19 protein-coding genes are annotated in these 24,072 nt (G+C 60.3%); 10 read left to right on the forward strand and 9 right to left on the reverse strand.

Features of this window, described 5'->3' with window-relative positions; genetic code table 11:
* The first annotated feature begins 86 nt into the window (after window positions 1-86).
* Window positions 87-1,067 carry an ABC transporter substrate-binding protein gene (locus HCG46_RS06730; RefSeq protein ID WP_168685303.1) on the forward strand — a complete coding sequence of 327 codons (981 nt, stop codon included), beginning with the start codon at window positions 87-89 and terminating at the stop codon, window positions 1,065-1,067.
* Window positions 1,068-1,320: 253 nt separating this feature from the next.
* On the forward strand, window positions 1,321-3,021 hold the full coding sequence (locus HCG46_RS06735) for an iron ABC transporter permease (RefSeq protein ID WP_168685305.1): 1,701 nt from the start codon (window positions 1,321-1,323) through the stop codon (window positions 3,019-3,021).
* 71 nt (window positions 3,022-3,092) lie between these two features.
* On the opposite strand, the gene HCG46_RS06740 is transcribed toward HCG46_RS06735, so the two are convergent.
* On the reverse strand, window positions 3,093-4,139 hold the full coding sequence (locus tag HCG46_RS06740) for an ABC transporter ATP-binding protein (protein ID WP_168685307.1): 1,047 nt from the start codon (window positions 4,137-4,139) through the stop codon (window positions 3,093-3,095).
* A 55-nt stretch (window positions 4,140-4,194) separates the two neighbouring features.
* Window positions 4,195-5,112, reverse strand: coding sequence for a phosphotransferase (locus HCG46_RS06745; RefSeq protein ID WP_062491377.1), 918 nt, complete (start codon window positions 5,110-5,112; stop codon window positions 4,195-4,197).
* 253 nt (window positions 5,113-5,365) lie between these two features.
* Between HCG46_RS06745 and HCG46_RS06750 the strand changes: the two genes are divergently transcribed.
* Window positions 5,366-6,943, forward strand: a complete 1,578-nt coding sequence (locus HCG46_RS06750; protein WP_168685309.1) for a trimethylamine methyltransferase family protein — start codon at window positions 5,366-5,368, stop codon at window positions 6,941-6,943.
* A gap of 66 nt (window positions 6,944-7,009) precedes the next feature.
* Window positions 7,010-9,445 carry an FAD-dependent oxidoreductase gene (locus HCG46_RS06755; protein ID WP_168685311.1) on the forward strand — a complete coding sequence of 812 codons (2,436 nt, stop codon included), beginning with the start codon at window positions 7,010-7,012 and terminating at the stop codon, window positions 9,443-9,445.
* Between the two features lie 647 nt (window positions 9,446-10,092).
* Here the strand turns inward: HCG46_RS06755 and HCG46_RS06760 are convergent.
* Together HCG46_RS06760 and HCG46_RS06765 are read right to left on the reverse strand one after the other, a co-directional pair.
* Window positions 10,093-10,401, reverse strand: coding sequence for a hypothetical protein (locus tag HCG46_RS06760; protein WP_062487112.1), 309 nt, complete (start codon window positions 10,399-10,401; stop codon window positions 10,093-10,095).
* Between the two features lie 122 nt (window positions 10,402-10,523).
* Entirely contained in the window at window positions 10,524-11,426 is a 903-nt protein-coding gene (locus HCG46_RS06765) for a LysR substrate-binding domain-containing protein (protein ID WP_062487111.1), read from the reverse strand.
* Window positions 11,427-11,594: 168 nt separating this feature from the next.
* Here HCG46_RS06765 and HCG46_RS28540 point away from each other — a divergent pair, with 168 nt between their 5' ends.
* The gene (locus HCG46_RS28540; RefSeq protein ID WP_267480514.1) at window positions 11,595-11,723 is read left to right on the forward strand and encodes a hypothetical protein; all 129 of its coding nucleotides are present in this window, start codon (window positions 11,595-11,597) and stop codon (window positions 11,721-11,723) included.
* Between the two features lie 78 nt (window positions 11,724-11,801).
* Here HCG46_RS28540 and HCG46_RS06770 read toward each other — a convergent pair whose 3' ends face one another.
* On the reverse strand, window positions 11,802-12,629 hold the full coding sequence (locus tag HCG46_RS06770; RefSeq protein WP_209009336.1) for a PhnD/SsuA/transferrin family substrate-binding protein: 828 nt from the start codon (window positions 12,627-12,629) through the stop codon (window positions 11,802-11,804).
* Window positions 12,626-13,561 carry a fatty acid desaturase gene (locus tag HCG46_RS06775; RefSeq protein ID WP_168685313.1) on the reverse strand — a complete coding sequence of 312 codons (936 nt, stop codon included), beginning with the start codon at window positions 13,559-13,561 and terminating at the stop codon, window positions 12,626-12,628. The genes HCG46_RS06770 and HCG46_RS06775 overlap by 4 nt, the downstream gene beginning before the upstream one ends.
* A gap of 284 nt (window positions 13,562-13,845) precedes the next feature.
* Between HCG46_RS06775 and HCG46_RS06780 the strand changes: the two genes are divergently transcribed.
* Both HCG46_RS06780 and HCG46_RS06785 read left to right on the forward strand, forming a co-directional pair.
* Window positions 13,846-15,168: an FAD-dependent oxidoreductase gene (locus HCG46_RS06780; RefSeq protein WP_168685315.1), complete on the forward strand. Its 1,323-nt coding sequence runs from the start codon at window positions 13,846-13,848 to the stop codon at window positions 15,166-15,168.
* 407 nt (window positions 15,169-15,575) lie between these two features.
* Window positions 15,576-16,697, forward strand: a complete 1,122-nt coding sequence (locus tag HCG46_RS06785; RefSeq protein WP_023003383.1) for an ATP-dependent RecD-like DNA helicase — start codon at window positions 15,576-15,578, stop codon at window positions 16,695-16,697.
* On the opposite strand, the gene HCG46_RS06790 is transcribed toward HCG46_RS06785, so the two are convergent.
* Window positions 16,681-17,331: a TetR/AcrR family transcriptional regulator gene (locus tag HCG46_RS06790; RefSeq protein ID WP_075284087.1), complete on the reverse strand. Its 651-nt coding sequence runs from the start codon at window positions 17,329-17,331 to the stop codon at window positions 16,681-16,683. The two genes, HCG46_RS06785 and HCG46_RS06790, sit on opposite strands and share 17 nt — an antisense overlap.
* A gap of 407 nt (window positions 17,332-17,738) precedes the next feature.
* Here HCG46_RS06790 and HCG46_RS06795 point away from each other — a divergent pair, with 407 nt between their 5' ends.
* The gene (locus HCG46_RS06795; RefSeq protein ID WP_168685317.1) at window positions 17,739-20,189 is read left to right on the forward strand and encodes a Tex family protein; all 2,451 of its coding nucleotides are present in this window, start codon (window positions 17,739-17,741) and stop codon (window positions 20,187-20,189) included.
* A gap of 43 nt (window positions 20,190-20,232) precedes the next feature.
* Here the strand turns inward: HCG46_RS06795 and HCG46_RS06800 are convergent, their stop codons facing one another.
* Window positions 20,233-21,171 (reverse strand): MliC family protein, encoded by a 939-nt coding sequence (locus HCG46_RS06800; protein WP_168685319.1) that lies wholly within the window; start codon window positions 21,169-21,171, stop codon window positions 20,233-20,235.
* Window positions 21,172-21,423: 252 nt separating this feature from the next.
* Here HCG46_RS06800 and HCG46_RS06805 point away from each other — a divergent pair, with 252 nt between their 5' ends.
* Together HCG46_RS06805 and HCG46_RS06810 are read left to right on the forward strand one after the other, a co-directional pair.
* A complete protein-coding gene (locus HCG46_RS06805) occupies window positions 21,424-22,110 on the forward strand; it encodes a DUF2270 domain-containing protein (RefSeq protein WP_023003387.1) in 687 nt (228 codons plus the stop codon).
* A gap of 204 nt (window positions 22,111-22,314) precedes the next feature.
* Window positions 22,315-22,740: a GNAT family N-acetyltransferase gene (locus HCG46_RS06810; protein ID WP_168685321.1), complete on the forward strand. Its 426-nt coding sequence runs from the start codon at window positions 22,315-22,317 to the stop codon at window positions 22,738-22,740.
* A 42-nt stretch (window positions 22,741-22,782) separates the two neighbouring features.
* Here the strand turns inward: HCG46_RS06810 and HCG46_RS06815 are convergent, their stop codons facing one another.
* A complete protein-coding gene (locus tag HCG46_RS06815; protein WP_168685324.1) occupies window positions 22,783-24,024 on the reverse strand; it encodes an FAD-dependent oxidoreductase in 1,242 nt (413 codons plus the stop codon).
* Window positions 24,025-24,072 lie beyond the last annotated feature (48 nt).

Genomic DNA, 24,072 nt, shown 5'->3' on the forward strand with positions numbered 1-24,072 from the left:
CGCTGCCTGAATAAAACTGTCATGTAGAGCTGATAGGCGATTTTCATCCGCAACCCTTTTGCTGCTCTGTGCAAAGGATCTGTCACATGAAAAAGCTTCTGATCGCAGCCGGCCTCCTGGCCGCGGCATCCGCCTCCGCTTACGCCGACGATGTTACCGGCAAGCTCGTGCTCTACACCTCCCAGCCGAACGCCGACGCCCAGGCAACCGTCGATGCCTTCACCGCGGCCCATCCGGGCGTTGAAGTCGAGTGGGTCCGTGACGGCACCACCAAGATCATGGCGAAGCTGCTGGCCGAATTCGAAGCCGGTGCGCCGAAGCCGGACGTACTGCTGATCGCCGACATGGTGACCATGGAGAGCCTGAAGCAGGAAGGTCGTCTGATGGCGCATGAGGCGGCCGACGTTTCCGCCTACGATCCGGCGATCATGGACAAGGACAAGAGCTACTTCTCCACCAAGCTGATCACCACCGGCATCATGTACAACACCAACGCGCCGATGAAGCCGACGTCCTACAAGGATCTCCTGAAGCCGGAAGCAAAGGACAAGCTGGCAATGCCATCGCCGCTGACGTCCGGCGCCGCGACCATCCACATGACTGCGCTGACCTCCAACCCGGAGCTTGGCTGGGCCTACTACGAAGGCCTCGCAGACCAGGGCGCCAACCCGCAGGGCGGCAATGGCGGCGTCTACAAGGCGATTGCCGGTGGCGAGAAACTCTACGGCTTCGTCGTCGACTTCCTGCCGATCCGCGAAAAGGTAAAAGGCGCACCGGTTGAGTTCGTCTTCCCGGAAGAAGGCGTCTCCGCCGTCACCGAGCCGGTTGCGATCCTCTCCACTGCCCAGAACCCGGATGCCGCCAAGGCATTTGTCGACTTCCTGATTTCCGAAGACGGTCAGAAGCTTGCCGCTTCCCAGGGCTATCTGCCGGCGCACCCGGGCGTCCCGGCTCCGGAGGGCTTCCCCGCTCGCGACCAGATCAAGCTCATGGATTTCGATCCGGCCAAGGCCCTGGAACGGGACCAGGCCGACAAGATGAAATTCTCCGAGATCTTCGGCGGGTAAGGCCAACGCCTCCTTTCGACAACGGGCAGCGTGGCGGAAGCCTCGCTGCTTTTTTCCGTTCCCCCGTCAATCCGGACAAATGCGGCGTTGCTGCATGCTGATCCGGAAGCCAGACATCAGCATGAGCAAAGCGAATACTGTACCATTTGGAATTTGGCCGCGCCTCCGGCGCGAAACATGTCTGGATTCCGGATCATCGCTCGGCTACGCCTCACTTGTCCGGAATGACTGCGAGAAGCAACGGCAAATCCCTGTGCAGCTATCGAAGCTTTCCGAAAAGACCACCCTTCTCGCGCTTGTTCTCGGCGCAACGCTGATCTGCGGGCTGCCGCTGCTGCTGTTGTTCAAGACCGGACTGACGGGTGACGGCGGTCTCGACCTTGGCCCGTTGACGGAAGCCGTGCAGAGCCGGTCGGTCCGAAGCGCGCTATGGCATTCCGTTGAGAGCAGTTTCTTGTCGGCACTGGCAGCAACCGCACTCGGCACCCTGCTCGCACTCCTGATCGGCCTCACCGATATTCGCGCCAAGGGCCTGCTGGTCTTCCTGATCCTGCTGCCGATGATGATCCCGCCGCATGTAACGGCTATTGCCTGGATACAGGCGCTCGGCCCGGGCAGTCCGGTGTTGCGCTGGCTTGGGCTGGCTCCGGAACTCGGCTCCACCCACCCTCTCTACTCCCGTGAAGGCCTCGTCCTGCTGCTGACCCTGCAGCACAGCCCGCTGGTGTTCCTGCTTGTCCGTGCCGCGTTGAGGTCGTTTCCGCGCGAACTCTCAGACGCAGCCCGCGTTTCCGGCTCCGGAAGCCTCTTGATGTTGCGCAGGATCACCTTGCCATTGCTCGCGCCATCCCTGCTGGCCGGTTTTGCGCTCGCCTTCGTTGCCGCACTTGGCAACTTCGGCATCAATGCCCTGATCGGCATTCCGGCACGCTACACCACGTTGCCCGTTCTGGTCTGGCGGAGACTGGCGAGCTTCGGTCCGGATGTCCTGCCAAACGTGGCGGTCATTTCGGTTATCCTGGCCGTTGTCGCCCTTGCAGCGATCCTGCTGCAAGGTGTGCTCCAGCGGCGCCTGCGCACCAGCCTCATCGGTCTGCCGCAAGACCCTCTGGCGATCTCCCTTGGCCGCAAGCGTCCCTTTGTGGAAGCCACTCTCTGGCTGTTCGTCGCCTTCGTGCTGCTGTTGCCGGCAACCTCGTTGCTGGCGACCTCGCTGGTCCGCACTTACGGCCTGCCGCTGTCTGCGGAAACCCTGACACTCGAAAACTTCACCGAGGTGCTCTGGCGCCAGTCCGTCACGGTCAGGGCCTTCGCCAACTCAACTCTCGTTGCCGGGGTTGCCGCACTTGTCATTGCTGTCATCAGCCTGTTCCTGGCCTATTTCCTTGCCCATCGGAAGCCAGCTCACAGAACCTGGGCGAGCCTTGCGCTCACACAGTCCGAAATCGCCTTTGCCGTGCCCGGCCTGGTGATGTCGATCGCCTTCATCCTGGCGTTCATCCGCCCCCTGCCGCTTTTGAACATCTCGCTCTACGGCACCCTCTGGATAATCCTGATTGCCTATGTCTCCGTTTTCCTGGCGGTGGGCCTGAAACCGGTTGCCGCCGCCTTCCTGCAAATGGATGGTTCATTGGAAGATGCGGCTCGGGTGGCTGGCGCCGGATTCTACCGGCGCATGACAAGGATCTTCACCCCGCTCGCAGCTCCCGCGGCTGCCTCCGGTGCAATCCTGGTGTTCCTGACCGCTTACAACGAGGTCACGGTCTCCGCCCTGCTCTGGTCGACCGGCAACGAGACCATCGGCACGACAATCTTCAACTACGAAGACGGCGGCTACACTACGCTTGCCGCCGCCATGTCGGTTGTGGTCGTCGCCGCAACGATTTTGATCATGCTGACAATGAATGCACTGGCCCGCAGGGTTCCGGCCGGGACGATCCCCTGGAAGGGTTGAGGGATAGTCGAAGCTCTTGTCATCCCGGGTCTGCGCTGCGCTTTACCCCGGGTGACAACAAGGAACAAAACTCACTCCGGCAACACCCATCCGCGCAGGATATCGAGCTGCAGGAGCTCGCCAGGTTCCGCCTTTCGGTGAAGCACCATGAGAAGCGGCTGCGAAAGGCCTTCGAGACGGACGAAGACTTCCCAATAGCCACCCCGGTAGATCGTCCGTTCGACCGTTGCCTCGAAGCCGGAAGTGCCCGTTGCGAGCACCAGATGTTCCGGCCTGAGCAACAACGTTGCTGGGCCCGAACCTGTTTGGTCTGGACAATCGACGACCGCGATGACATTGCCGAAGCGCACTTGCGCCTCGCCGTTTTCAACTCGCAGCACATCCACCGGAACGAGGGTGCTGCGGCCGATGAAACCGGCGACCTTCTTCGAATTCGGACGGCGGTAAAGCGTGTCGGGATCGTCCGCCTGCAGGATGCTGCCATCCCACATCACCGCCACCTTGTCGGCAAGAGCCATCGCTTCGCGCTGGTCGTGGGTAATGAAAAGCGTCGTCGCGCCGCTCGCCCTGTGGAATGCCGCCAGCTCTTCTTCCATCGTGCTGCGCAGATGCGGATCGAGATTGGCGAGAGGCTCGTCCATCAGGACGGTGCGCGCGCCCTGCGCCAGGCACCGCGCCAGCGCCACCCGTTGGCGTTGACCACCGGAAAGTTCGGCCGGCTTGCGCTGCCGGAACGGTGTCAGAGCCACCGTTTCCAGGCACTCCGCCACACGGGCCGTCACCGCGCTCCGCGTTTCACCCGCCGTCTCCAGCGGAAAGGCGACATTGGCGGCAACATTCATGTGCGGCCACAGCGCATAGGACTGAAACACCACTCCCACCTGGCGCTGCTCGGGCGGCAGGTGCAGGCCCTTGCCGGCAACGGCCTGCCCACTGAGTTTGATCTCTCCCGCATCGACCGGCTCCAGCCCGGCAATGGCGCGCAGCAGGGTCGACTTACCGCAACCGGACGGGCCGAGCACCACGAAAAACGTGCCGTCCTCAATCGAAAGGGACACGCTGTTCAGCGCCTTATGGGCATCGAAGGACTTGGAAACGGAAGCAAGCTGGATGGACATGCCTCCCGTTAGCCTTCTCCCATGACAGATTGATTACAACTGCTGCAAACGCCCCTCATCGGCCCCGCAAACGCAGCAGCAGATCGACTTCCTCTTCCAGCGCGCGGCCATAGGCCCTGGCCGCCGGGGCGTTGGAATGCATCAGTGTTTCGTGGCGGAACAGGCAATAGGCTGCAAGGCACCAGTGATAGGCGCCGCGCTCCTTCAGAAAATGCTCGACTGTCTCCTGGTCAGGATAGCGCGTCAGAAACATTTCCTCCGCATGGGCGACAAGCGGATGAAGGCCATAGAGCGTTGCAAGACCGGGCGAGACGAAACAGGCGATATCCTCGACCGGGTCACCAAGCCCGGCGAATTGCCAATCGATCAGCCGGGCACCATCGCCGGTTGCCTGGATCGTGCCGAGACAGAAACTGCGATGAACGAGCGAACGCTTGATCTCGCGTCTTTTGACGGCGCCATCGGCCGGACGCGACCGCTTCAGGTTCGCCGCCTTGCGACTATGCGGAATGAGCGCCAGCATGGCATCGCCCCGCGCCAGCACCTCGTGATATCCGGCCGGAACGGTCTGGTGTCCCGGTACAGGTTCGCTCAAGGCGGCAAAGCGACCGATCAGCTCGGCGGCTTCTCCGACATCGATCTCGTTGTCGACCGGGGTCGGATAGCCATAGATCAACAGCGGTGTTTTCGCCGGACTGTAGGTGAAAGCTTCAAGCTCCGGCGACAGGCCATGGCGGGCTAGTACGGCAAGGGCGTCCGCTTCCTGCCTCGGCAAGGTCGGATACAGAGGGTTGTCTTCATTTTCGGGGAAGAACTCCTTGATGACAAAGCTTCTGCCCGGCGTGTCCAGCCGCCAGAACCGGGCGGTATAGGCGACCGGCAACGGCCGCAGCCGCGCAACTGACCAGTCCTTCACCGGCAGGAGCGTTTTCAGAAAAGCCAGCAGTTCCGAATCCGACAGCAACACGCGCACCAGGGGTCCCCACGAAAAGTCTCCTTGTTCTGATCGCTTTGAAGTCCCTTTCCGTCAAGCCCCCCGATGGGCGAGATCACGGCTGGATCGAGGACACGGTGCCGGATGTCGGAGTTGAAGCACTGGCCGTCGTTCTGAGACTGCCCGCTGAAAGTGCCCTCTCAAGTAACGTCTGATGAAATGGTGCAGACCGGGCCGCGCCCAAGCCTTTCCAGGGCATCAGGTCCGGCTTTCAGGAATAGTGGCGGACGACATGACGCATGACATCGAAACGGCCTCGCTTGCCGAGACGGCTCCCGCGCGGCGCGGACGGCGGCGCAGGGGCGGCGAGAAGACCGGTCCGGATCTCTTTCCGCAAAAACCCTTCAAGCAGCCGCGGCATATCTTCAAGCCGTTGGAAGCCGTTTCCGCTGACGAACTTGAAGCGATCCACGACGCATCCATGCGCGTTCTGGAAGAGATCGGCATCGACTTCCTGCACGAGGAAGCAAAGCAGATCCTGAAGGATGCCGGGGCCGACATCAAGCCGGGTGAAGACCGTGTACGCATGGACCGGGCGATGGTGGAAGAGCTTGTCGCCAAGGCCCCGGCCGAATTCACGATCCGTGCGCGCAACCGGGCGCATGATCTGCAGGTGGGCGGCAATGCCCTTGCCTTTTCCTGTGTGGCCAGCGCGCCCAATGCCGTCGACCGCGACCACGGCCGCCGCCCGGGCAACCAGGAGGACTATCGCAACTTCCTGAAACTGTCGCAGTTCTTCAACATCATTCACTGCGTCATGGGCTACCCGGTCGAACCGGTCGATATCCACGCTTCCGTGCGCCATCTCGACTGCGTTGCAGACATGCTCCGGCTCACCGACAAGGTCTATCACATCTATTCGCTCGGCAAGGAGCGCAACCTAGACGGTCTGGAACTGACCCGGATCGGCTACGGCCTTACCCCGGAAGAATTCGTCGAAACGCCGTGCGTGGCAACGGTCATCAACACGTCCTCGCCGCTGAGGCTCGACACGCCAATGCTGCAAGGCCTGATCGAAATGGCCAAGGCCGGACAGGTTTCCATTGTCACGCCTTTCACTCTTGCCGGTGCCATGGCTCCGGTCACCGTTGCCGGCGCGCTGACCCTGCAGAACGCGGAAGCCCTTGCCGGGATCGCCTTCGCCCAGCTTGTCCGCCCGGGTGTGCCGGTGGTCTATGGCGGCTTCACGTCCAACGTCGACATGAAATCCGGCGCGCCAGCCTTCGGCACGCCGGAATACATGAAGGCAGCAATCGTCGGCGGCCAGCTCGCCCGGCGCTATCATCTTCCCTACAGGTCGTCAGGCGTTTGCGCGGCCAACACGGTCGACTATCAGGCAGCGCTGGAAACCACCTTGTCGGAATGGGGCGCGATCAACGGCGGGGCCCATATCATCAAGCATGCCGCCGGTTGGCTGGAAGGCGGACTGAGTGCCGGTTTCGAGAAATTCATCACCGACATCGATCTGCTCCAGAAGATCGCCGAATACCTGACGCCGCTTGATGTGTCAGAGGCAGCCCTTGCCGTCGATGCGATCCGCGAGGTCGGACCGGCGGGCCACTTCTTCGGCACCCAGCACACCCAGGACCGTTACAAGGACGCTTTCTACGCGCCCATCGTTTCCGACTGGCGCAATTACGAAAGCTGGTCGGAAGCAGGCAGCCCGACCGCCTATGACAAGGCGAACATGCTCTACAAGAAGGCTCTGGAAGCCTATGAGCAGCCCCCGCTTGATCCGGCCATCGACGAGGAAATCATCGCCTTTGTCGAGAGGCGAAAGGCCGAGGGCGGCGCCCCGACCGACTTCTGATCTTTTCACGTTTCACGTTCGAACACGGCCTGCCGCGCAAGAGCAGGCGCTTCCGGAGCAGATTGCATGAATACCCACACTCAGGTTGTTGTCATTGGCGGTGGCGTTGTCGGCTGCAGCGTTCTGTATCACCTGACCAAGCTCGGCTGGAAAGACGTCACGCTGATCGAGCGCGACGAACTGACATCCGGCTCCTCCTGGCACGCAGCAGGCGGCTTCCACACTCTGAACGGCGATCCGAACGTAGCCCAGCTGCAAAGTTACACCGTCGACCTCTACAAGGAACTGGAAGAAATTTCCGGTCAGTCCTGCAGCCTGCACCTGACCGGCGGCGTCATGCTGGCCGATACGCCCGAGCGGATGGATTTCCTGCGTCTTGCCCAGGCCAAGGGGCGCTATCTCGGCATGGACCTGGAGCTGATCTCGGTCTCCGAAGCCAAGAAGATGTTCCCGCTTCTGGACGAGAAACACTTCATCGGCGCGCTCTGGGACCCGATTGAAGGCCATCTCGACCCCTCCGGCACCACCCATGCCTATGCCAAGGCGGCCCGCGTCAACGGCGCGACAGTCCTGCGCCACACCAAGGTGGAAGAACTGGTTCAAACGCCCGACGGCACCTGGGATGTCATCACCAACAAGGGCACGATCCACGCCGAACACGTGGTCAACGCCGGTGGCCTGTGGGCACGCGAATGCGGACGCATGGTCGGCATCGAACTGCCGGTGCTCGCCATGGAGCACATGTACCTCCTGACCGACGAGATGGAGGAAGTGACATCACACAACGAAGCCACCGGCAAGGAACTGATCGGCGTTCTGGACTTCGGCGGTGAGATCTACACCCGTCAGGAAGGCAAGGGCGTACTGCTCGGCACCTACGAGCAGAACTGCCGCCCGTGGAGCCCGCGCCAGACCCCCTGGGATTTCGGCCACGAACTGCTGGCGCCGGATCTCGACCGGATCGCGCCGGAGCTGGAAGTCGGCTTCGAGCATTTCCCCGCCCTGCAGAATGCCGGTATCAAGCAGATCATCAACGGGCCTTTCACCTTCGCGCCGGACGGCAACCCGCTGGTCGGCCCGGTTCGCGGTCTTCGCAACTACTGGGTTGCCTGCGGCGTCATGGCCGGGTTCAGCCAGGGCGGCGGTGTCGGCCTGACGCTCGCCAACTGGATGATCAACGGCGATCCTGGTTACGACATCTGGGGCATGGATGTTGCCCGCTACGGCACCTGGGCAACGCTCTCCTATACCAATGCCAAGGTACAGGAAAATTACCGTCGCCGGTTCCGGATCCGTTTCCCCAACGAGGAACTTCCGGCCGCCCGCCCGCAGCAGACAACCCCGCTTTACGACCGCATGCTGGCGCAAGGCGCCGTCATGGGCGACAGCTGGGGCCTGGAAACACCGCTCTGGTTCGCTCCGGAAGGCGTGGAAGCCAGGGACATCGTCTCCTACCACCGCTCCAACGATTTTGAGCACATCGGCGCCGAGTGCCGGGCTGTGCGCGAGAGCGTGGGCGTGACGGAGACGGCCAACTTCGCCAAATACGAGATCACTGGGCCAGGCGCGGAAAGCTTCCTGTCGCTATTGATGACCAACACAATGCCGAAGGTCGGCCGCATCATCCTGACGCCGATGCTGAACGAGAACGGCAAACTGATCGGCGATTTCACCATCGCCCGGGCCAGCGACCAGAAGTTCTACATGTGGGGCTCGTCTCAGGCCGAGATCTATCACATGCGCTGGTTCGAGAAGCACCTGCCAGAGGACGGCTCGGTGACGATCCGCGCAATCAACCTCGGCTGGGTTGGCCTCTCCATCGCCGGTCCCAATTCGCGCAAGGTTCTGGAGAAGATCACCGGAGACGATGTCTCGGGCGAGGCCTTCCGGTTCATGGACTTCCGCGAAATGGACGTTGCCAACGCCCCCTGCAAGGTCAACCGCATCACCTACACGGGCGACCTTGGCTACGAGATCTGGATGGCGCCGGAGTACCAGCGTCGGGTCTATGATGCGCTGATGAAGGCCGGAGCCGAGTTCAACATCGTCAACTTCGGCATGCGCGCCCTGCTCTGCCTGCGACTGGAAAAGAACTTCGGCACCTGGTTCCGCGAATTCCGCCCGATCTACGGCGCATTCGAAGCCGATCTCGGCCGGTTCGTGAAGCTGTCCAAGGACACCTTCATCGGCAAGGAGGCGGCTCAGAAAGAATTCGATGAAGGCCCGAAGCGCCTGCGTGTCAGCTTCGTGGTCGACGCGTCGGACGCCGACGTCATGGGCGATGAGCCCGTGTGGCACGATGGCAAGGTGATCGGCTGGGTGACTTCCGGCGGCTACGCCCACTACCTGCGGAAATCCCTCGCACAAGGGTATATTCCCTCGGAACTGGCAACGAACACGCAGGAAGGCGCCTTCGAGATCGAAATCCTCGGCGAGCGCCGCAAGGCCACCATCATCAGCGAACCGCTGTTCGACCCGAAAGCCGAACGCATGCGCATGTAAATGCATCCGGTCGTCGGACCAACACCCCGACGACCGCCTCCCCCTCCTGAACTCCACCTCCCCCTATCCTCCCGGGCTCCCCTCCCCTCAACCTCATCCTGAGGAGGCGCAAAGCGCCGTCTCGAAGGATGGGCAGCATACTCGGGAACAAGCGGCCCATCCTTCGAGACGGGCCTCCGGCCCTCCTCAGGATGAGGGGTTGGTGTAGGGAACGATTAGGATTTACCGGAGGTGGGGTCGGCACGAAAAGGCAGGGAAGACGAGGACAGTTGAGCGGACAAGAGCGTTCCAGCACTGAGGATACCTGCCGAGTTCCGAAGAGCGCAGAGCGCAGAGCGACAGATCGTTTCAGAGACCTGCGCAGTCACTCCATCCGGAACACCCCGATTCTTCGCCTTTGCTGAACTCCGCTTTCCGCTCCCCTCATCCCGAACTTCTCCCCCCTCATCCTGAGGAGGTGCGAAGCGCCGTCTCGAAGGATGGGCGACAAACGCCAACACAAGTGGCCCATCCTTAGAGACGGGCTTTCAGCCCTCCTCCGGATGAGGAGTTTGGTGGGGACTGGCAGATAATAATGCGACCTAAGCAAACCGATGGCAGAAACCAGTCGGCTTATCAGAACACGCCTGCAGACCGGTTCTCGGACTTTACTTCAACCGGATGATCTTCGGGCCGAGGGCGCGCACGTAATCGCTTTGATCGGCAAAAACCATCACGTTGGTCTCGGTCACTTCGGTCTGCTTCAGTTCCAGCGGCGTCTTGCCGTCCGGATTGACGATTACCTTGCGGGTCGGTGGCAGGCCGCGGAACACCAGCACACCGGCTTCCTTGGTCACGATGGCACCATAAGGTTCGTCGTGGACAATGCGCGTCGTGCCGCTTTCGGCCTGCGCTGCGGCTCCAAGGGCGATGCTCATGCCGGCTGCGGCCAGCAGGGTTTTGCAGATGGAATTCATGACACGTCTCGCTGTTAACGCTTCATTTACCATGAATCGTAACCGCTCGTTAACTTTTGCGCCAGAGGTCCTGCGGGTTTGTCCCGTGAAACGGAAATTATGGTTAACGCGACAGACTGACTTCAGACCGAGACGCCGTGGCTGAGGTCCTTGAAGCTTTCGGCAACATGCTTGGCGAACGCATGAGTGGCTTTGCCCGCATGGGCCCGCTCGGCCATGAGAATGTGATAGTCGCCGATTTCCGGCAGGCCATGCCGTTCGTCCAGAGCCATCAGGGGCGCCTCGACCACACTCGCCGGAAAGGGAGCCACGGCAAGGTCCGCCAGAAGTGCGGCTTCCTGGCCGGCACTGTGAAAGCTGGTGTAGGAAACGCGGTAAGGCTTCTGGGCATCGTCCAGCGCAACCCGCGCAGCTCTGCGCCAGGGGCACCCGGGCGTGGAAACGGCAAGCGGCAACGGATCGCGCTCATAGGCGATACCACCTTCCAGTCCTACCCAGACCAGCGGCTCGGTGAAGACGATTGTGCCTCCCCGCGCCAGTGCGGTACCTGGACGGGCGGTAAAGAGCGCAAGGTCCAGCTCCCCCTTCTTCACTTTCTCGTCCAGCATCGGACTGCCATCGAGATGCACGTCCACATTCACACCAGGATGAGAGCGTGCAAAGCGTGAAAGAATGTTGGGCAGGAACCTGGTGCCGAAATCGGACGGCGCTCCGAAGCGGACTTCGCCTTCCACTTCAGGAGACAGGAACAGCGAAACAGCTTCCTCGTTCAGCATCAGGATACGCCGCGCATATCCAAGCAAAGCTTCGCCTTCCGTAGTCATACGTACAGTGCGCCCTTCCCGGGCGAATACCGAAACCCCGAGGATCGATTCAAGTTTTTTGATCTGCATTGAAACTGCTGACGGCGTTCGCCCAACAAGCTCGGAAGCTTTTGAAAAACTTGAGGTTTCCGCGATCACCAAAAAGGTCCTGTAAAGATCCAGATCGATCAGCGGCATGCCGGTGCCGGGCAACTTTTGCATGGTCCAGATTTCCCGGAAGTTCAGTTCAATTTTTTTGAACGAATAGATGAATACTATTCGATTGATTGAACTGCAAGTTCTGCCCATATAGCAGGCAAGCGGCCTCGCGTTTAAGCAGTGGACCGCACTTTCTTGTAACAATCGAATACGCTCAGGATTGGCAACGCCATGACCTATCTTGCACAAGCCCTCGGCACCAACCTCATGGGTGTCGTCAGCGGACACACCACGGCAGAGCTGGCTCGTATGAACCAGGCCCTGCGTCAGCGCGAAGCTCAGAAGTCCAAGAAACGCTGATCTGACGACCTGGAGGACTGCCGATTGCCGGCCTGAAGCCGGCAATCTGACAATTTTCCAGAGAGTGCGAAACCAGCGTCAGGCCAGCACGGGATACCCGCGCTCTGCCGCCTCGGCTTCCATCTTCAAGATGACCGCGTAATCGTCGGAAGACAGTTTCGAAAAGCCGTGAATGCCAAGGCGTTCACGGCTTTGTTGCGTTTCAGGCGCTGAAATCACCTCGGCAACGGCCTCACTGATAAGAGCGTGTTCCGCATCGCTGAAACGGCGGGAAGTGATCAGAGGCAACCCGGGCGCAGATGCTGTGCGGGCAAGCGGCCGGACTTGCGCCGCCAGCTCCGGTATTTCCCGGCAGACCAGTGCCCAGCAGACTGCATCGATGGAAGCGATGTCGGCCTTGCCCTCCGCAACGGCCTTCACGGACGCCAAGTGACTCCCGCTCACAATGACGTCCGAAAAGAAAGCCCCTTCAGTATCAAGCTGCGCCACCGCGTGACGGAAAGTATTCATGCCTGACTGGCTGTCCGATCCGTTGAAAACCGCCCGGTGACCGTGCAGGCCCTCCAGGTTTTGGTGGGAGCTGTCACGCTTGACGATCAGCTGACTGCAATATCGTGGACCATCGCACCCTTCCGCGTCGTAGTGAGGCGTCCCCACGAGCCGGACCTTGCCTGCGAGCGCATGGGTCAGGGGGTATCCGCAGGTTTGCGACAAGAGGAGATCCGGGTCCGTCCAGGCCTCTGCCAGATCTTGCCCATCCTGCCATGGCCGAATATCGCTTTCACTCAGTCCCAGAACGCGGCAAAGCGCGCCCTGGAGCGCGCTTTCAAGTTCCCGAGTGGCATGACGTACCTCCGGCCAGTCGTACATCGGCAGCCGGACAGCTAGAAAAGATCCACCGGTCAAGACACCGCCTTTTCCGCGGCAGAAAAACCGCTGGTCTCATTGTATTTGATCGGGTGCACAACGGGCTCCTTCACCTTGAAAAAATAGTGCCTGGCCAACTGGAAATAGCTCGCAAAGACATAGCCGCCGTTCCGCTCCTGCCATTCCGAGCGGGCAGCGCGGTAGATCTTCGGAAGATGATACCAGGGTGCCCGCGGATTGGCGTGATGAACGACATGGAGGTTATTGTTCAGAAACAGAAGCGAGAACACCGGGCAGAACTCGACGATGATCGACCGCGCTTCCGCATGTTCATGCGCACGGTGCTCCGCATAGGTGCGCAGCATCAACAGGCTCATGCCCGGATAGGCGACGCCGAGAACATACAGCCAGAACGGCATGCCGCCGACCAGAGTGACAAACAGGACAAGCGGCACCACACCGGCAACATGATGTGCCCAGGCGCGCATGACGACCTTGTCCCCCGCAAGCATCATCCGGATTTCGGCTCCCACGAAACCGACCATCGAGACCACCGGCCCGATCAGCAGCCGGCCCAATAGGGTGTTGTTGATCGTCAGGATCATTTGTATCGGACGAGGAAGGCTCTGCCAGTCTGCCCAGGCCAGATAGTAGCTTTCCGGATCGTCATAGGGATCCGTCAGCCGGTCGTTGTTATGATGGCGCAGGTGAAGAGACTTGAAGCGGCGATACGGCACGCACAGGCCGAACGAGCAGTAGACCAGGGCTTCGTTGAGTGCGGGACTGCGCGTGGGGTGACCATGAAGTACCTCGTGTTGTAGTGAGGATTGCAGTGTCACCAGGATCGCCGCCAGGGGGCAGACCACGAAAGGTCCAAGCTCGGAATAGAACCCTATCAACAAAAACCAAGCCGACGAGGTGGCCAGAATCAGGGCCAATGTCGGCCACTCGCAGAATTTCGCGCGCGGCAAGGAAGTCTCCAAATGTTTGAAAAATCGGCGTAAACCGACATGAACTGGCTTGACTATGCGCGCAGGCCATCTTCAGGACAATTTGAGACTTGAGAACAAATTCCACGATATTTAGCAAACTCATCATGATGGTTTTATTTGTAAACAGATGATGATTTTTAACTGCATCTGCAGCCTTTCCGACAAACGATATGACTGGATCGGAACATCAAGTGGCGGTTTTGCCGCTAGACAAAAAAGGGGCTGTCCTCTGTTCTGGGCGAAACGCCGAAGGAAGGACAGCCATGCCAACATCAAACGAAACGCCGAACCGCCATGACGTGATTATCATCGGCGCAGGCATCATCGGTTGCGCCATCGCACTGTCCATGACACGCAAGGGCTACAAGACACTGAACGTCGACGCCCTGCCGGCAGCCGGCTATGGCTCCACCTCCAGCTCCGCGGCGGTGATCCGCACCTATTATTCCACGCGCGACGGCACGGCGATGGCCCTTGAAGGCTATCACGACTGGAAGAACTGGCAGGCCTATCTGGAAACGGAAGACACCGGGGAACTGGCGCATTTCATCGAGACCGGCACCTTGGTGATGAAGACAGCATCCGACAACTACCAGAAGCATGTTCTGGAACATGCCGACGCCCTCGGCATTCCTTATGAACACTGGTCGGCTGACCGCATCACACAGGAACTCCCCGGCTACAACCTGGACTGTTTCGCCCCGGCGAAAACCATGGATGACGACGACTTCGGCATGCCGACCGGTGGCGCGCTTCAGGGCGGTGTCTTCTTCCCGGCAGGTGGCTACGTCGACGATCCGCAAATCGCCGCCCGCAACCTGAAGGATGCGGCAGCCAGGCTTGGGGCGCAGTTCCGTTTCAAGACCAGGATTGTCAAGATTCCGGTAGAGAACAACCGTGTCACCGGTGTTCTCACTGAGAACGGCGAACATATCCCGGCAGCCATCGTCATCAATGTCGCCGGCCCGCATTCCGGCAAGGTGAACGCGCTCCTGGAAGGTGAGACCGGACTGAAGATCGGCCACCGCCCGCTGCGCCAGGAAGTGGTTCAGATCGCCCCGCCCCAAAGTCTGAATTATTCCCGCGAAGGTCTGGTCGTTTCAGACAACGACATCTCCGTCTACGTCAAGCCGGGTGGCGGCGGCCAGTTGATGATCGGCAGCCAGAACCCTGCCTGCGACCCGCATCTCGTGGAAGATCCCGACGATTTCGCCATGGACCTGACCGACCGCGGTCTCACCTATGCCTACCGCTACTCTCAACGAGTACCCGAGTTGGGCGTTTCCCAACACCCTGTGGGGGTTGCGGCGCTCTATGATGCGACGGACGACTGGCTTCCGATTTACGACCGCACCAATGTCGATGGCTACTACCTGGCCATCGGAACCAGCGGCAACCAGTTCAAGAACGCAACCGTTGCCGGACGTTTGATGACAGATCTGATCGGTTACTGCGAAGCTGGCAACGATCATGACGCAACGCCATTGCAATTCAAGCTGGAGCATGTCCCCCACACGCTCAACACGGCGACGTTCTCCCGCAAGCGCGAGTTGACGAAGGAAAGCTCGTTCTCGGTGCTCGGGTAATTTCACTCAAGCTTCTGTTCTTCTGAGCCGAAATCGTAGGAGCGATCCCCAACCCTCCCCCTCATCCTGAGGAGCACACGAAAGTGCGCGTCTCGAAGGAAGGGCCACTTGCTCCTGAGTGTGCTGCCCATCCTTCGAGACAGGCCTTCGGCCCTCCTCAGGATGAGGGGGAGGTTGGGGCCAGGGCTGGGTTGGGGCTGAGTCTGGGTCTACGGCTGCGGCTGGGGTCGGAACAACGGCAAGGTCTGAGGCTGGCGTGTGGATTGGAAACGGCTCCTGTCTGGCTTCGCTGGACGAACGCCCGGTGCGCGCGCCTGAACATAACGGCCTCAAGCCCCCCAATTCCGCCGTGGTCGAATCGCCCGTTTCGGGGTAAGCAACCGGTTCTGATCCTGAAGGAGCATTCCGTGGCATGGTCCCCGCAACAAGATGAAGCCCTGAAAGAAGCCGCTGCCTGGCTAAAGCGCGGCGACAGGCAGGTGTTCCGCCTGTTCGGCTTTGCGGGCACGGGCAAGACAACGCTTGCCCGCCATCTGGCGGAAGGCATCGACGGCGACGTCTGTTTTGGCGCTTTCACCGGCAAGGCTGCGCATGTGCTGCGCCAGAAAGGCTGCGAGGATGCGGGCACGATCCATTCGCTGATCTACCGCCCCCGTTCGGCCAAGGAAGAAGACGACCTTGACGACGATGATGACGACAGCGGCCCGCAGTTTGCCATCAAGCGGGACAGCCAGGCTTCGACCGCGAGCCTGATCGTCATCGACGAATGCTCCATGGTGGACGAAGACCTGGGCAAGGACCTTCTGTCCTTCGGCACGCCCGTTCTGGTGCTGGGTGACCCGGCACAGCTGCCTCCGGTCAAGGGCGGTGGCTTTTTCACCGAAGCAGAACCCGACGTGATGCTGACCGAGGTTCACCGGCAGGCGCAGGACAATCCGATCGTGCGCATGTCGATGACCATTCGCGACGGTGGCCAGCTCGACTACGGCACATTCGGCGAAAGCCGGGTGATCCACCGGCGCGACATCGACAAGGACCAGATCCTTGCCGCCGATCAGGTGCTGGTCGGCACCAACAAGACGCGCAGGCTCTACAACGCCCGCATTCGCGAGTTGAAGGATTTCTCCACTCCCATGCCAGCGGTCGGCGACAAGCTGGTGTGCCTTAGGAACGACAAGACCAAGGGGCTTTTGAACGGCGGTCTTTGGACGGTCAAGCGCCTGCGACCCCCACGTGGCAACACGTTGCGCTTCGATGTCGTGTCCGAGGACGAGCTCTCGAGAAACGCCGTCAAGGTGAAGGTGTTGCCGGCCATGTTCGAGGATGGCGCGGAAAGCATTCCCTATGCCATCCGGCGCAAGGCGGACGAATTCGACTACGGCTATGCGCTGACCGTCCACAAGGCCCAGGGCTCGCAATGGGACAACGTTGTCCTGTTCGATGAAAGCTGGGCATTCCGCGAGCACAAGAGCCGCTGGCTTTATACCGCAGTCACCCGCGCCGCCGAGCAGATCACTGTCGTAAGATAGGCGAGTTGAACGCGGCTTCGGAAATCTCCTGCAGATCATTGCTGGCAGGAAGTGCCTGAAGACCGGTCTCGATAAAGGTTCTGAGGTCGTTCTCGCTGCTGCCACTGCGCCCGAGCAGGGCAATTGCCGAAAACTGTCCGTCGATGAAGGTTGCCGTCCGGTCCACGTCGGTATCTTCAGACATCTCCCCCGCGGCAACCGCCTTTAAAAGGCGATCCCTGATGGCCTTGAACCGTGCAGCCCTCAGGTTCAGCACGACTTCCTGATGCCGCTGAGCGCCATATGTGCAGTCGACAAGGGCATTGACGAGAAAACATCCAGCCGGCGTTTCCTTGTCCAGCGTCAGGTCCGCGACGGCACTGAGAAAATCCCGGAAGTCCTGGACAACGTGTTTTTCAGCCCGTTTCAACCTGGCAAAAACCGGCCCGCCATAGGTTTCGAAATAATGCAGAAGCGCCTTTTCGAACAGTGCTTCCTTGTCGCCGAACGCGGCATAAAGGCCCGGTTTGGCCATGCCTGACGCATCGGCAAGATCGCTCATGGATGTGCCGGTATAGCCGTTCTGCCAAAAGGCGATCATCACGGAGTGAAGAGCGTCTTTGGTATCGATTTTTCTTGGCCGTCCGCGCGCCATCGGTCTGCACTCCTCATAACAAACCGTGTGATCCGGTTATTAAAGCTCGGGAACCTTGAACCTCGGCAGGATGTGCGCCCTTGCCCACCATGCGCACCACCAACCGACCACGACATCTTGTTGAAAGAATAGCTGCTCGTTTTCAACGCAGAATACGCAATTTATTGCAATTCGTACAGGAACTACCCACCATTCAACCTAAAAGTGCATACCAAAACAATTTCACTGCACTGCCTGCGGTGAAATTGGTTCGCCATTGGGCTCAGCTCGTTTCAATCCGGCGCGCCCGATCCGGCAATCTTTAGGTATTTCACAGTGGACGGAGCTCATCGGTCCCTTTTCCGCCCGATTGAGGGGGCTTATCGTCTGCGGCTCAGATTTTTCTCGACGGAAAGTACCCTTCGTAAATGGCAAGCGTATCGATGACCGACCCGACCACGTCCACTCCCAAGGCCGACCTGTCCGCCCAGACCGCCCTGCGCATCGCACAGAGGATCGCGGATGAAATCGGTTGCAAGGCCGGCCAGGTGAATTCGGCCGTCCAGATGCTGGACGAAGGTTCGACGGTGCCGTTCATCGCCCGCTACCGGAAGGAAGCCACCGGTGGGCTTGACGACACCCAGCTGCGCAAGCTCGAAGAGCGACTGATTTATCTGCGTGAAATGGAAGACCGCCGCGTCGCCATAACCAAATCAATCGAAGAGCAGGGCAAGCTCACAGACGATCTTGTTGCCAGCATTCAGGCAGCCGATACAAAGTCCCAACTTGAGGACATCTATCTGCCGTTCAAGAAGAAGCGTCGTACCAAGGCACAGATTGCCCGCGAAGCCGGCCTGGAACCGCTGGCCGACACTCTTCTGGGTGATCCCACCCGAGACCCCGAGGCCGAAGCGGCCGCTTACGTGGATGAAGGCAAGGGCGTTGCCGACACCAAGGCGGCGCTTGACGGCGCTCGCCAGATCCTGATGGAACGCTTTGCCGAAAACGCCGAGCTGGTCGGCCGCCTGCGCCGCCATGTCGAGGAACGTGGCGTCGTTCAATCGAAACTCATCGACGGCATGGCAGAAAAAGGAGCGAAATTCGCCGATTATTTCGACTATTCCGAACAATGGTCCAAGATCCCGAGCCACCGTGCCCTTGCGTTGTTCCGTGGTCGCAACGAAGGCATCCTGTCTGTCGACCTGACGGTTGATGCTGACGACGTCTCCCCTGTCCTGCCCGCCGTAAAGATGGTTGCTGACACCTATGGCATCGCCGACCGGGGTCGTCCTGGCGACAAGTGGCTTATGGAAGCTGCGCGTTTCGCCTGGAAGGTGAAGCTTGCCCTGCACCTGGAACTCGACCTGATGGGTGTCCTGCGTGACAAGGCGGAAGAAGAAGCCATCCAGGTTTTTGCCCGCAACCTCAAGGATCTGCTGCTGGCAGCGCCCGCCGGTTCCAGAACCACACTCGGCCTCGATCCCGGCATCCGGACAGGCGTGAAGGTTGCCGTTGTCGATGCAACGGGCAAGCTTGTCGAAACCGCGACCATCTATCCGTTCCAGCCGCGCAATGATGTCTCCGGCTCCCGCGCCGCTCTCCTCGCCTTGATCGCGAAACACAAGGTCGGCCTGATCGCCATCGGCAACGGCACGGCCAGCCGTGAAACAGACAAGCTGGCGGGCGATGTTCTTGCCGACATCCCCGCCGCCCAGCGCCCGGTAAAGGTCATCGTCAACGAGGCCGGCGCTTCGGTCTATTCGGCCTCGGAACTGGCGGCGAAGGAAATGCCGGATGTCGACGTTTCCCTGCGCGGCGCGGCCTCCATCGCTCGCCGCCTGCAGGACCCGCTTGCCGAACTGGTCAAGATCGAACCGAAGTCCATCGGCGTCGGCCAGTACCAGCACGACGTCAACCAGACCAAGCTGGCCCGTGCGCTGGATGCGGTTGTCGAAGACGCGGTGAACGCCGTCGGCGTTGATCTCAACACCGCCTCTCCCGCCCTGCTGTCGCGCATTTCCGGCCTGTCGGACAGTCTGGCAAAGGCGGTCGTCGAACACCGTGAAGCCATCGGCCGCTTCGACAGTCGCACCCAGCTCAAGGAAGTCCCGCGCCTCGGCGCTAAGGCTTTTGAACTCTGCGCAGGCTTTCTGCGCATCAACGAAGGCAAGGAACCGCTCGACGCCTCCTCCGTCCACCCGGAAGCCTATCCGTTGGCAAAACGGATCGTGAAGGCCTGCGGCCGCGACGTGCGCCAGATCATGGGCGACGCCTCACTGCTGAAAGGCCTCGAGCCGTCAGAATTCACCGACGAAAAATTCGGCCTTCCAACCGTGAAGGACATCCTGTCGGAACTGGAAAAGCCGGGCCGTGACCCGCGCCCGGAATTCAAGACCGCCACCCTTCAGGACGGTGTCGAGGAAATTTCCGACCTGAAACCGGGCATGAAGCTGGAAGGCACGGTCACCAACGTCACCAACTTCGGCGCCTTCGTCGATGTTGGTGTTCATCAGGACGGGCTGGTGCATGTCTCCCAATTGGCGGACCGTTTCGTCGATGATCCGCACAAGGTCGTGAAGGCCGGTGACATCGTCAAGGTAACGGTCCTGGAAGTGGATGTTCCACGCAAGCGCATCTCCATGACCATGAAGTCCCAGGCAGATTACCAGGGCCAGCGTGAGCGCGGTGGTCAGGAAAGGGGCGGCCAGAACCGGAACGGTCCGGGAGGCAGAGGCCCCGGCGGCAAGGGACCCGGCGACGGTAACAGCCCGCGCGGAAATGGCCCCCGTGGTGGCGGCGCGCCGAAGTCCTCCGGCGGAGACAGCGGCAACAACGCCTTGGCCGCGGCACTTGCCGCAGCGATGAACAAGAAGAAATGACGGACCGATCCAGCGGCGTTATCAGCGCCGCTGGATCAACCTGTTACTGATTTTCGTAACAGTTATCGATGCCCGAAGGCGACTGGAGCAAGAGCTGACGTCCCTTGCTGTGAACCGTGTACTGACCGTCCGTATAACGCGCGCCTGACCCTGAGACGACCTGCTCGAGCCGTCTCGGCGTGTGACCGTCAATGGTATAGATCAGGTGGCCGTTGCCGCTTTGCACGTAGGTGGCGGTCAAAGGCAATCCTTCGGTGCACGTGTATTGCACCGTGATTGAGTCACCAGCGGCCGGCTGCGCCACATTGCCAGCTGCTGCCGGTTGATAGTTGCGCGCCGGAAAGGCATCGGTGATCTGGTAAAGGTCCGACCGCGGACCATTTCCCTGCGCATAAAGGATCATGCGCCGATGCAGATCCAGCTGCAGCGTCACATTTCTTGAAGCATCGTGTAAATACACCGACCAGTCGTCCCGGCCGAATTCCTGAAAATGGAAATTCACGGTGCCGTAGACGTCCGCTTCCTGCCACTGGCCGTTTCCAACGTTTGTGAAACTGCCGCCAGAATGCCGGACGACACCAACATTCTGGCCATTCACACCAGGAGCTGCCGACAGTTGACCGCCAGGTTGCTGCGGAACCGGGTTCTGGACCTGAGGCCGGCCTCCGCAGACCTCGTATATCCCCGGGTATGGGCGCTCCGAGCAGAACAGCCCGCCCCAGTGATAGCCCGTCTGTCCATTGCGATACCTGACCTGGAACCACTCGTATCCATTCATCATGACCCCGGTACCGTTCAGGATCAAAATGGCATCTCCCTGACGGAGACTGCCGCTTTGCCCGTATTGCATACCAGGACCACTGCGAACCTTGCCGCCGTAGGATGCCCCATTCTGCGGGAAATCGACGTCCGGTGAGGCGAAAGCGAAATTGGGCGACAAAACAAGTGCTGTCAGCACGACAAAAAGAGAAAACTTGCTCATCAAAATGCCTGTTCTATTGATGTTTCTTAAGAGGAAATGCAGCGTCTTCGAAGAAAAATACTGAATTCAAAAACGAACTTTAGGTCACACGAACAGGAAAGGGAACCTCGTTTTGCGGCTGCCTGCGCGGCACTTTGTCAGATTGGCAGCGCGCCCCCTGCCCCGGCTTCGCCATGGTCAATTTTGCGCCTCTGGCAATAGCGGGAAACTGCATTACTCTGTTTTAAAAGGAAGTCCGTTTAGGAACGGAATATGTCTCAGAAGGATCAGGAACAGGACTGGCCCAAGCAGGACATGGAGTCCGGCACGCTCACCGCGCTTGCCCACCTTTACCGCGCGGAGGTGTTTCGCAGCACCCATTGGCGCACCCGCCTCGACAACACCACCAACTGGGCCGTCGTCACCACCGGCATCGCCCTGTCCGCGACATTCTCCAACAAGGAAGCCTCACCCTTGCCCATGGTGCTGGTGGGGCTGCTGGTAACTGTTTTCCTGATCTTCGAAGCTCGCCGCTACCGCTACTACAACATGTTTCGGGCGCGGGCTCGGCTGATGGAAACGGACTTTTACGCGCCTATCCTCGCCGGAGGCAAAGTGCCCATGCGCGGAAGCTGGGCAACGATGCTCTCCGACGACTATGAGATGCCGCATTATCATATCTCGCTGGTCAGGGCGGCAGGACGGCGCTTGCGCAGCAACTATTCCTGGATCCTGGCGATCCAGGCTGTCGCCTACTACGGCAAGCTGGCGATACACCCCGTCCCACTGACCAGCCTTGCCGACGTGTTCCAACGGGCGGCGATAGGGCCGATCCCCGGATGGACCGTCATGCTTGCAGGTCTTGTCTTTCATACCAGCTGGGTGGTGTTCGCCATCGTGACCTTGCGGCTGGACAAGCTCTACCGGGAAAAACGCCGCTCACCGATGCAGTCGATCTGAGACAGCACAAGTCTTTTCCTCTGGCAGCAGGGTGTGGTATGGGCCCCTCAGTCCACTTCGGAGATTTTATGTCCTGACCTCTCGGGCACCCATCGGTGCCCATCTGCAAATCGCCTCCGGCTGCTCCGGACTGCGTTTGCCAAACCTGAAGAGAGACACCACCCGGTCGTGACCTCATGATCGGACGAGGACAATGTTATCCAAATGATCAGACCCTATGTCAGCCAGGACGCTGAACGGATCATCCATATCTGGCGCAAGGCCAGTGAATTCGCCCACCCGTTTCTGAGCGACGACTTCCACGACATGGCCGCTATCGCCATCCGCGACATCTATCTGCCAAAGGCGGAAACCTACGTCACGGAGATCAATGGTGTTGCCGTCGGTTTCATCTCGCTGCTGGACAACTACATCGGCGGCCTGTTTCTGGACCCGCAATATCATGGACGTGGCCTCGGAAGGGCCCTCGTGGATCACGCGGTCAAACAGAAGGGGCCACTCACTGTTGAAGTCTTCAAGGAGAATGCTCGCGGCCGGCGCTTTTACACCGCCTATGGCTTTGTGCCGACCGAAGAATACTTCCACGAACAGGCACAGCACATCAGCATTAAAATGGCGATGAAGCCCTGACAGAAAAGCGGCGGCCTGTGGGCCGCCGCAACTGGCTTTGGCTCAGAACCGGCTTGCCGCAAAGGGCGCTGGATCGATATCAGGCCGCGCGCCCTCGATCATGTCCGCAATCATCTGCCCTGTGACGGCAGACTGCGTAAGACCGTGGTGGGCGTGGCCAAAGGCATAAAAAATGCTGCTATGCCGTGTTGCCGGCGAGATGACCGGCAGGCTGTCCGGAATCGACGGGCGGAACCCCATCCAGCGTTTGCCGCCTTCCGACTTGAGCTCCGGGAAAAACAGCTTTGCCTTGGCCAGCATTGCGTCCACGCGGCGCCAGTTCGGCGACAGGTCGAGACCACCGAATTCCACCGCCCCGCCGACGCGCAAGCCGCTGGACAGACGCGACAGGACGAAACCGTGACCGGACAGCATGATCATGCGGTTCACGTTAACGCCGGGGTTCGGGATGGTGATGTTGTAACCGCGCTCCGTATCCAGCGGGATCGGATCTCCCAGCTGCGCGGCAAGGGCCTTCGACCATGCCCCGCAGGCAATCACCAGTCGCTCGGCCGCGATCGTGCTGCCGTCTTTCAGGATCACGTCACAGCCCTTGTCATTGGGCTGCAAGCGGCTGACCTCACCAACCTCGAACTTGACACCCTGAGATGACAGCCACTCGGCAACCGAAAGGCAAAGGACCTTGGGCTCATCCACCTGCACCCAGTCCGGCACAAGTGCCCCGCCGACAACACGGGAAGAAAGGTCCGGTTCCAGATCCCGGATCGCTGATGCATCCAGTTCCTCAACCTTGATGCCGTAGTCGCGCTGCTCCGCCCAGCCCGCGCGCGAAGCTTCAAGCGACTGCACCGTGTCGAACAGTTCCAGACAGCCGTCCCGGCGCACCTGGTCGTGGGTTCCCGTTGTCCGCCAGAGCGCTTCCCACGCCGGAAGAGCGCCTCCATTCAGATCCGCCAGCGCCTTCGTGCTCTGCGCCACCTTTGCAGGGTTTGAAGCCGCCATGAAACGCAGCATCCACGGCAGGATCTTGAGCGCATAAGCCGGACGGACCGACAAGGGACCCAGCGGATCCAGCATCCATTTGAAGGCTTGTTTCCAAAGACCAGGCGAAGCAAGAGGCGCAACGTCTGTCCAGGCGATGGCAGCCGCGTTGCCCTGGCTTGCGCCTGCCGCAGGGCCTTCGCGGTCCAGCACCGTCACGCCGTAACCGCGTTGCACCAGGCTGGCAGCAGTCGCCAGCCCGACGATGCCCGCACCAATCACATGGACATGTCCCTTGCTCATTCGGCGTGTCTTTTCTCGTTCGCGATCAACGACCTGTTCGGCGAAACA

It is taken from the genome of Labrenzia sp. PO1, assembly GCF_012273635.1.
Lineage (GTDB): Bacteria > Pseudomonadota > Alphaproteobacteria > Rhizobiales > Stappiaceae > Roseibium > Roseibium algicola.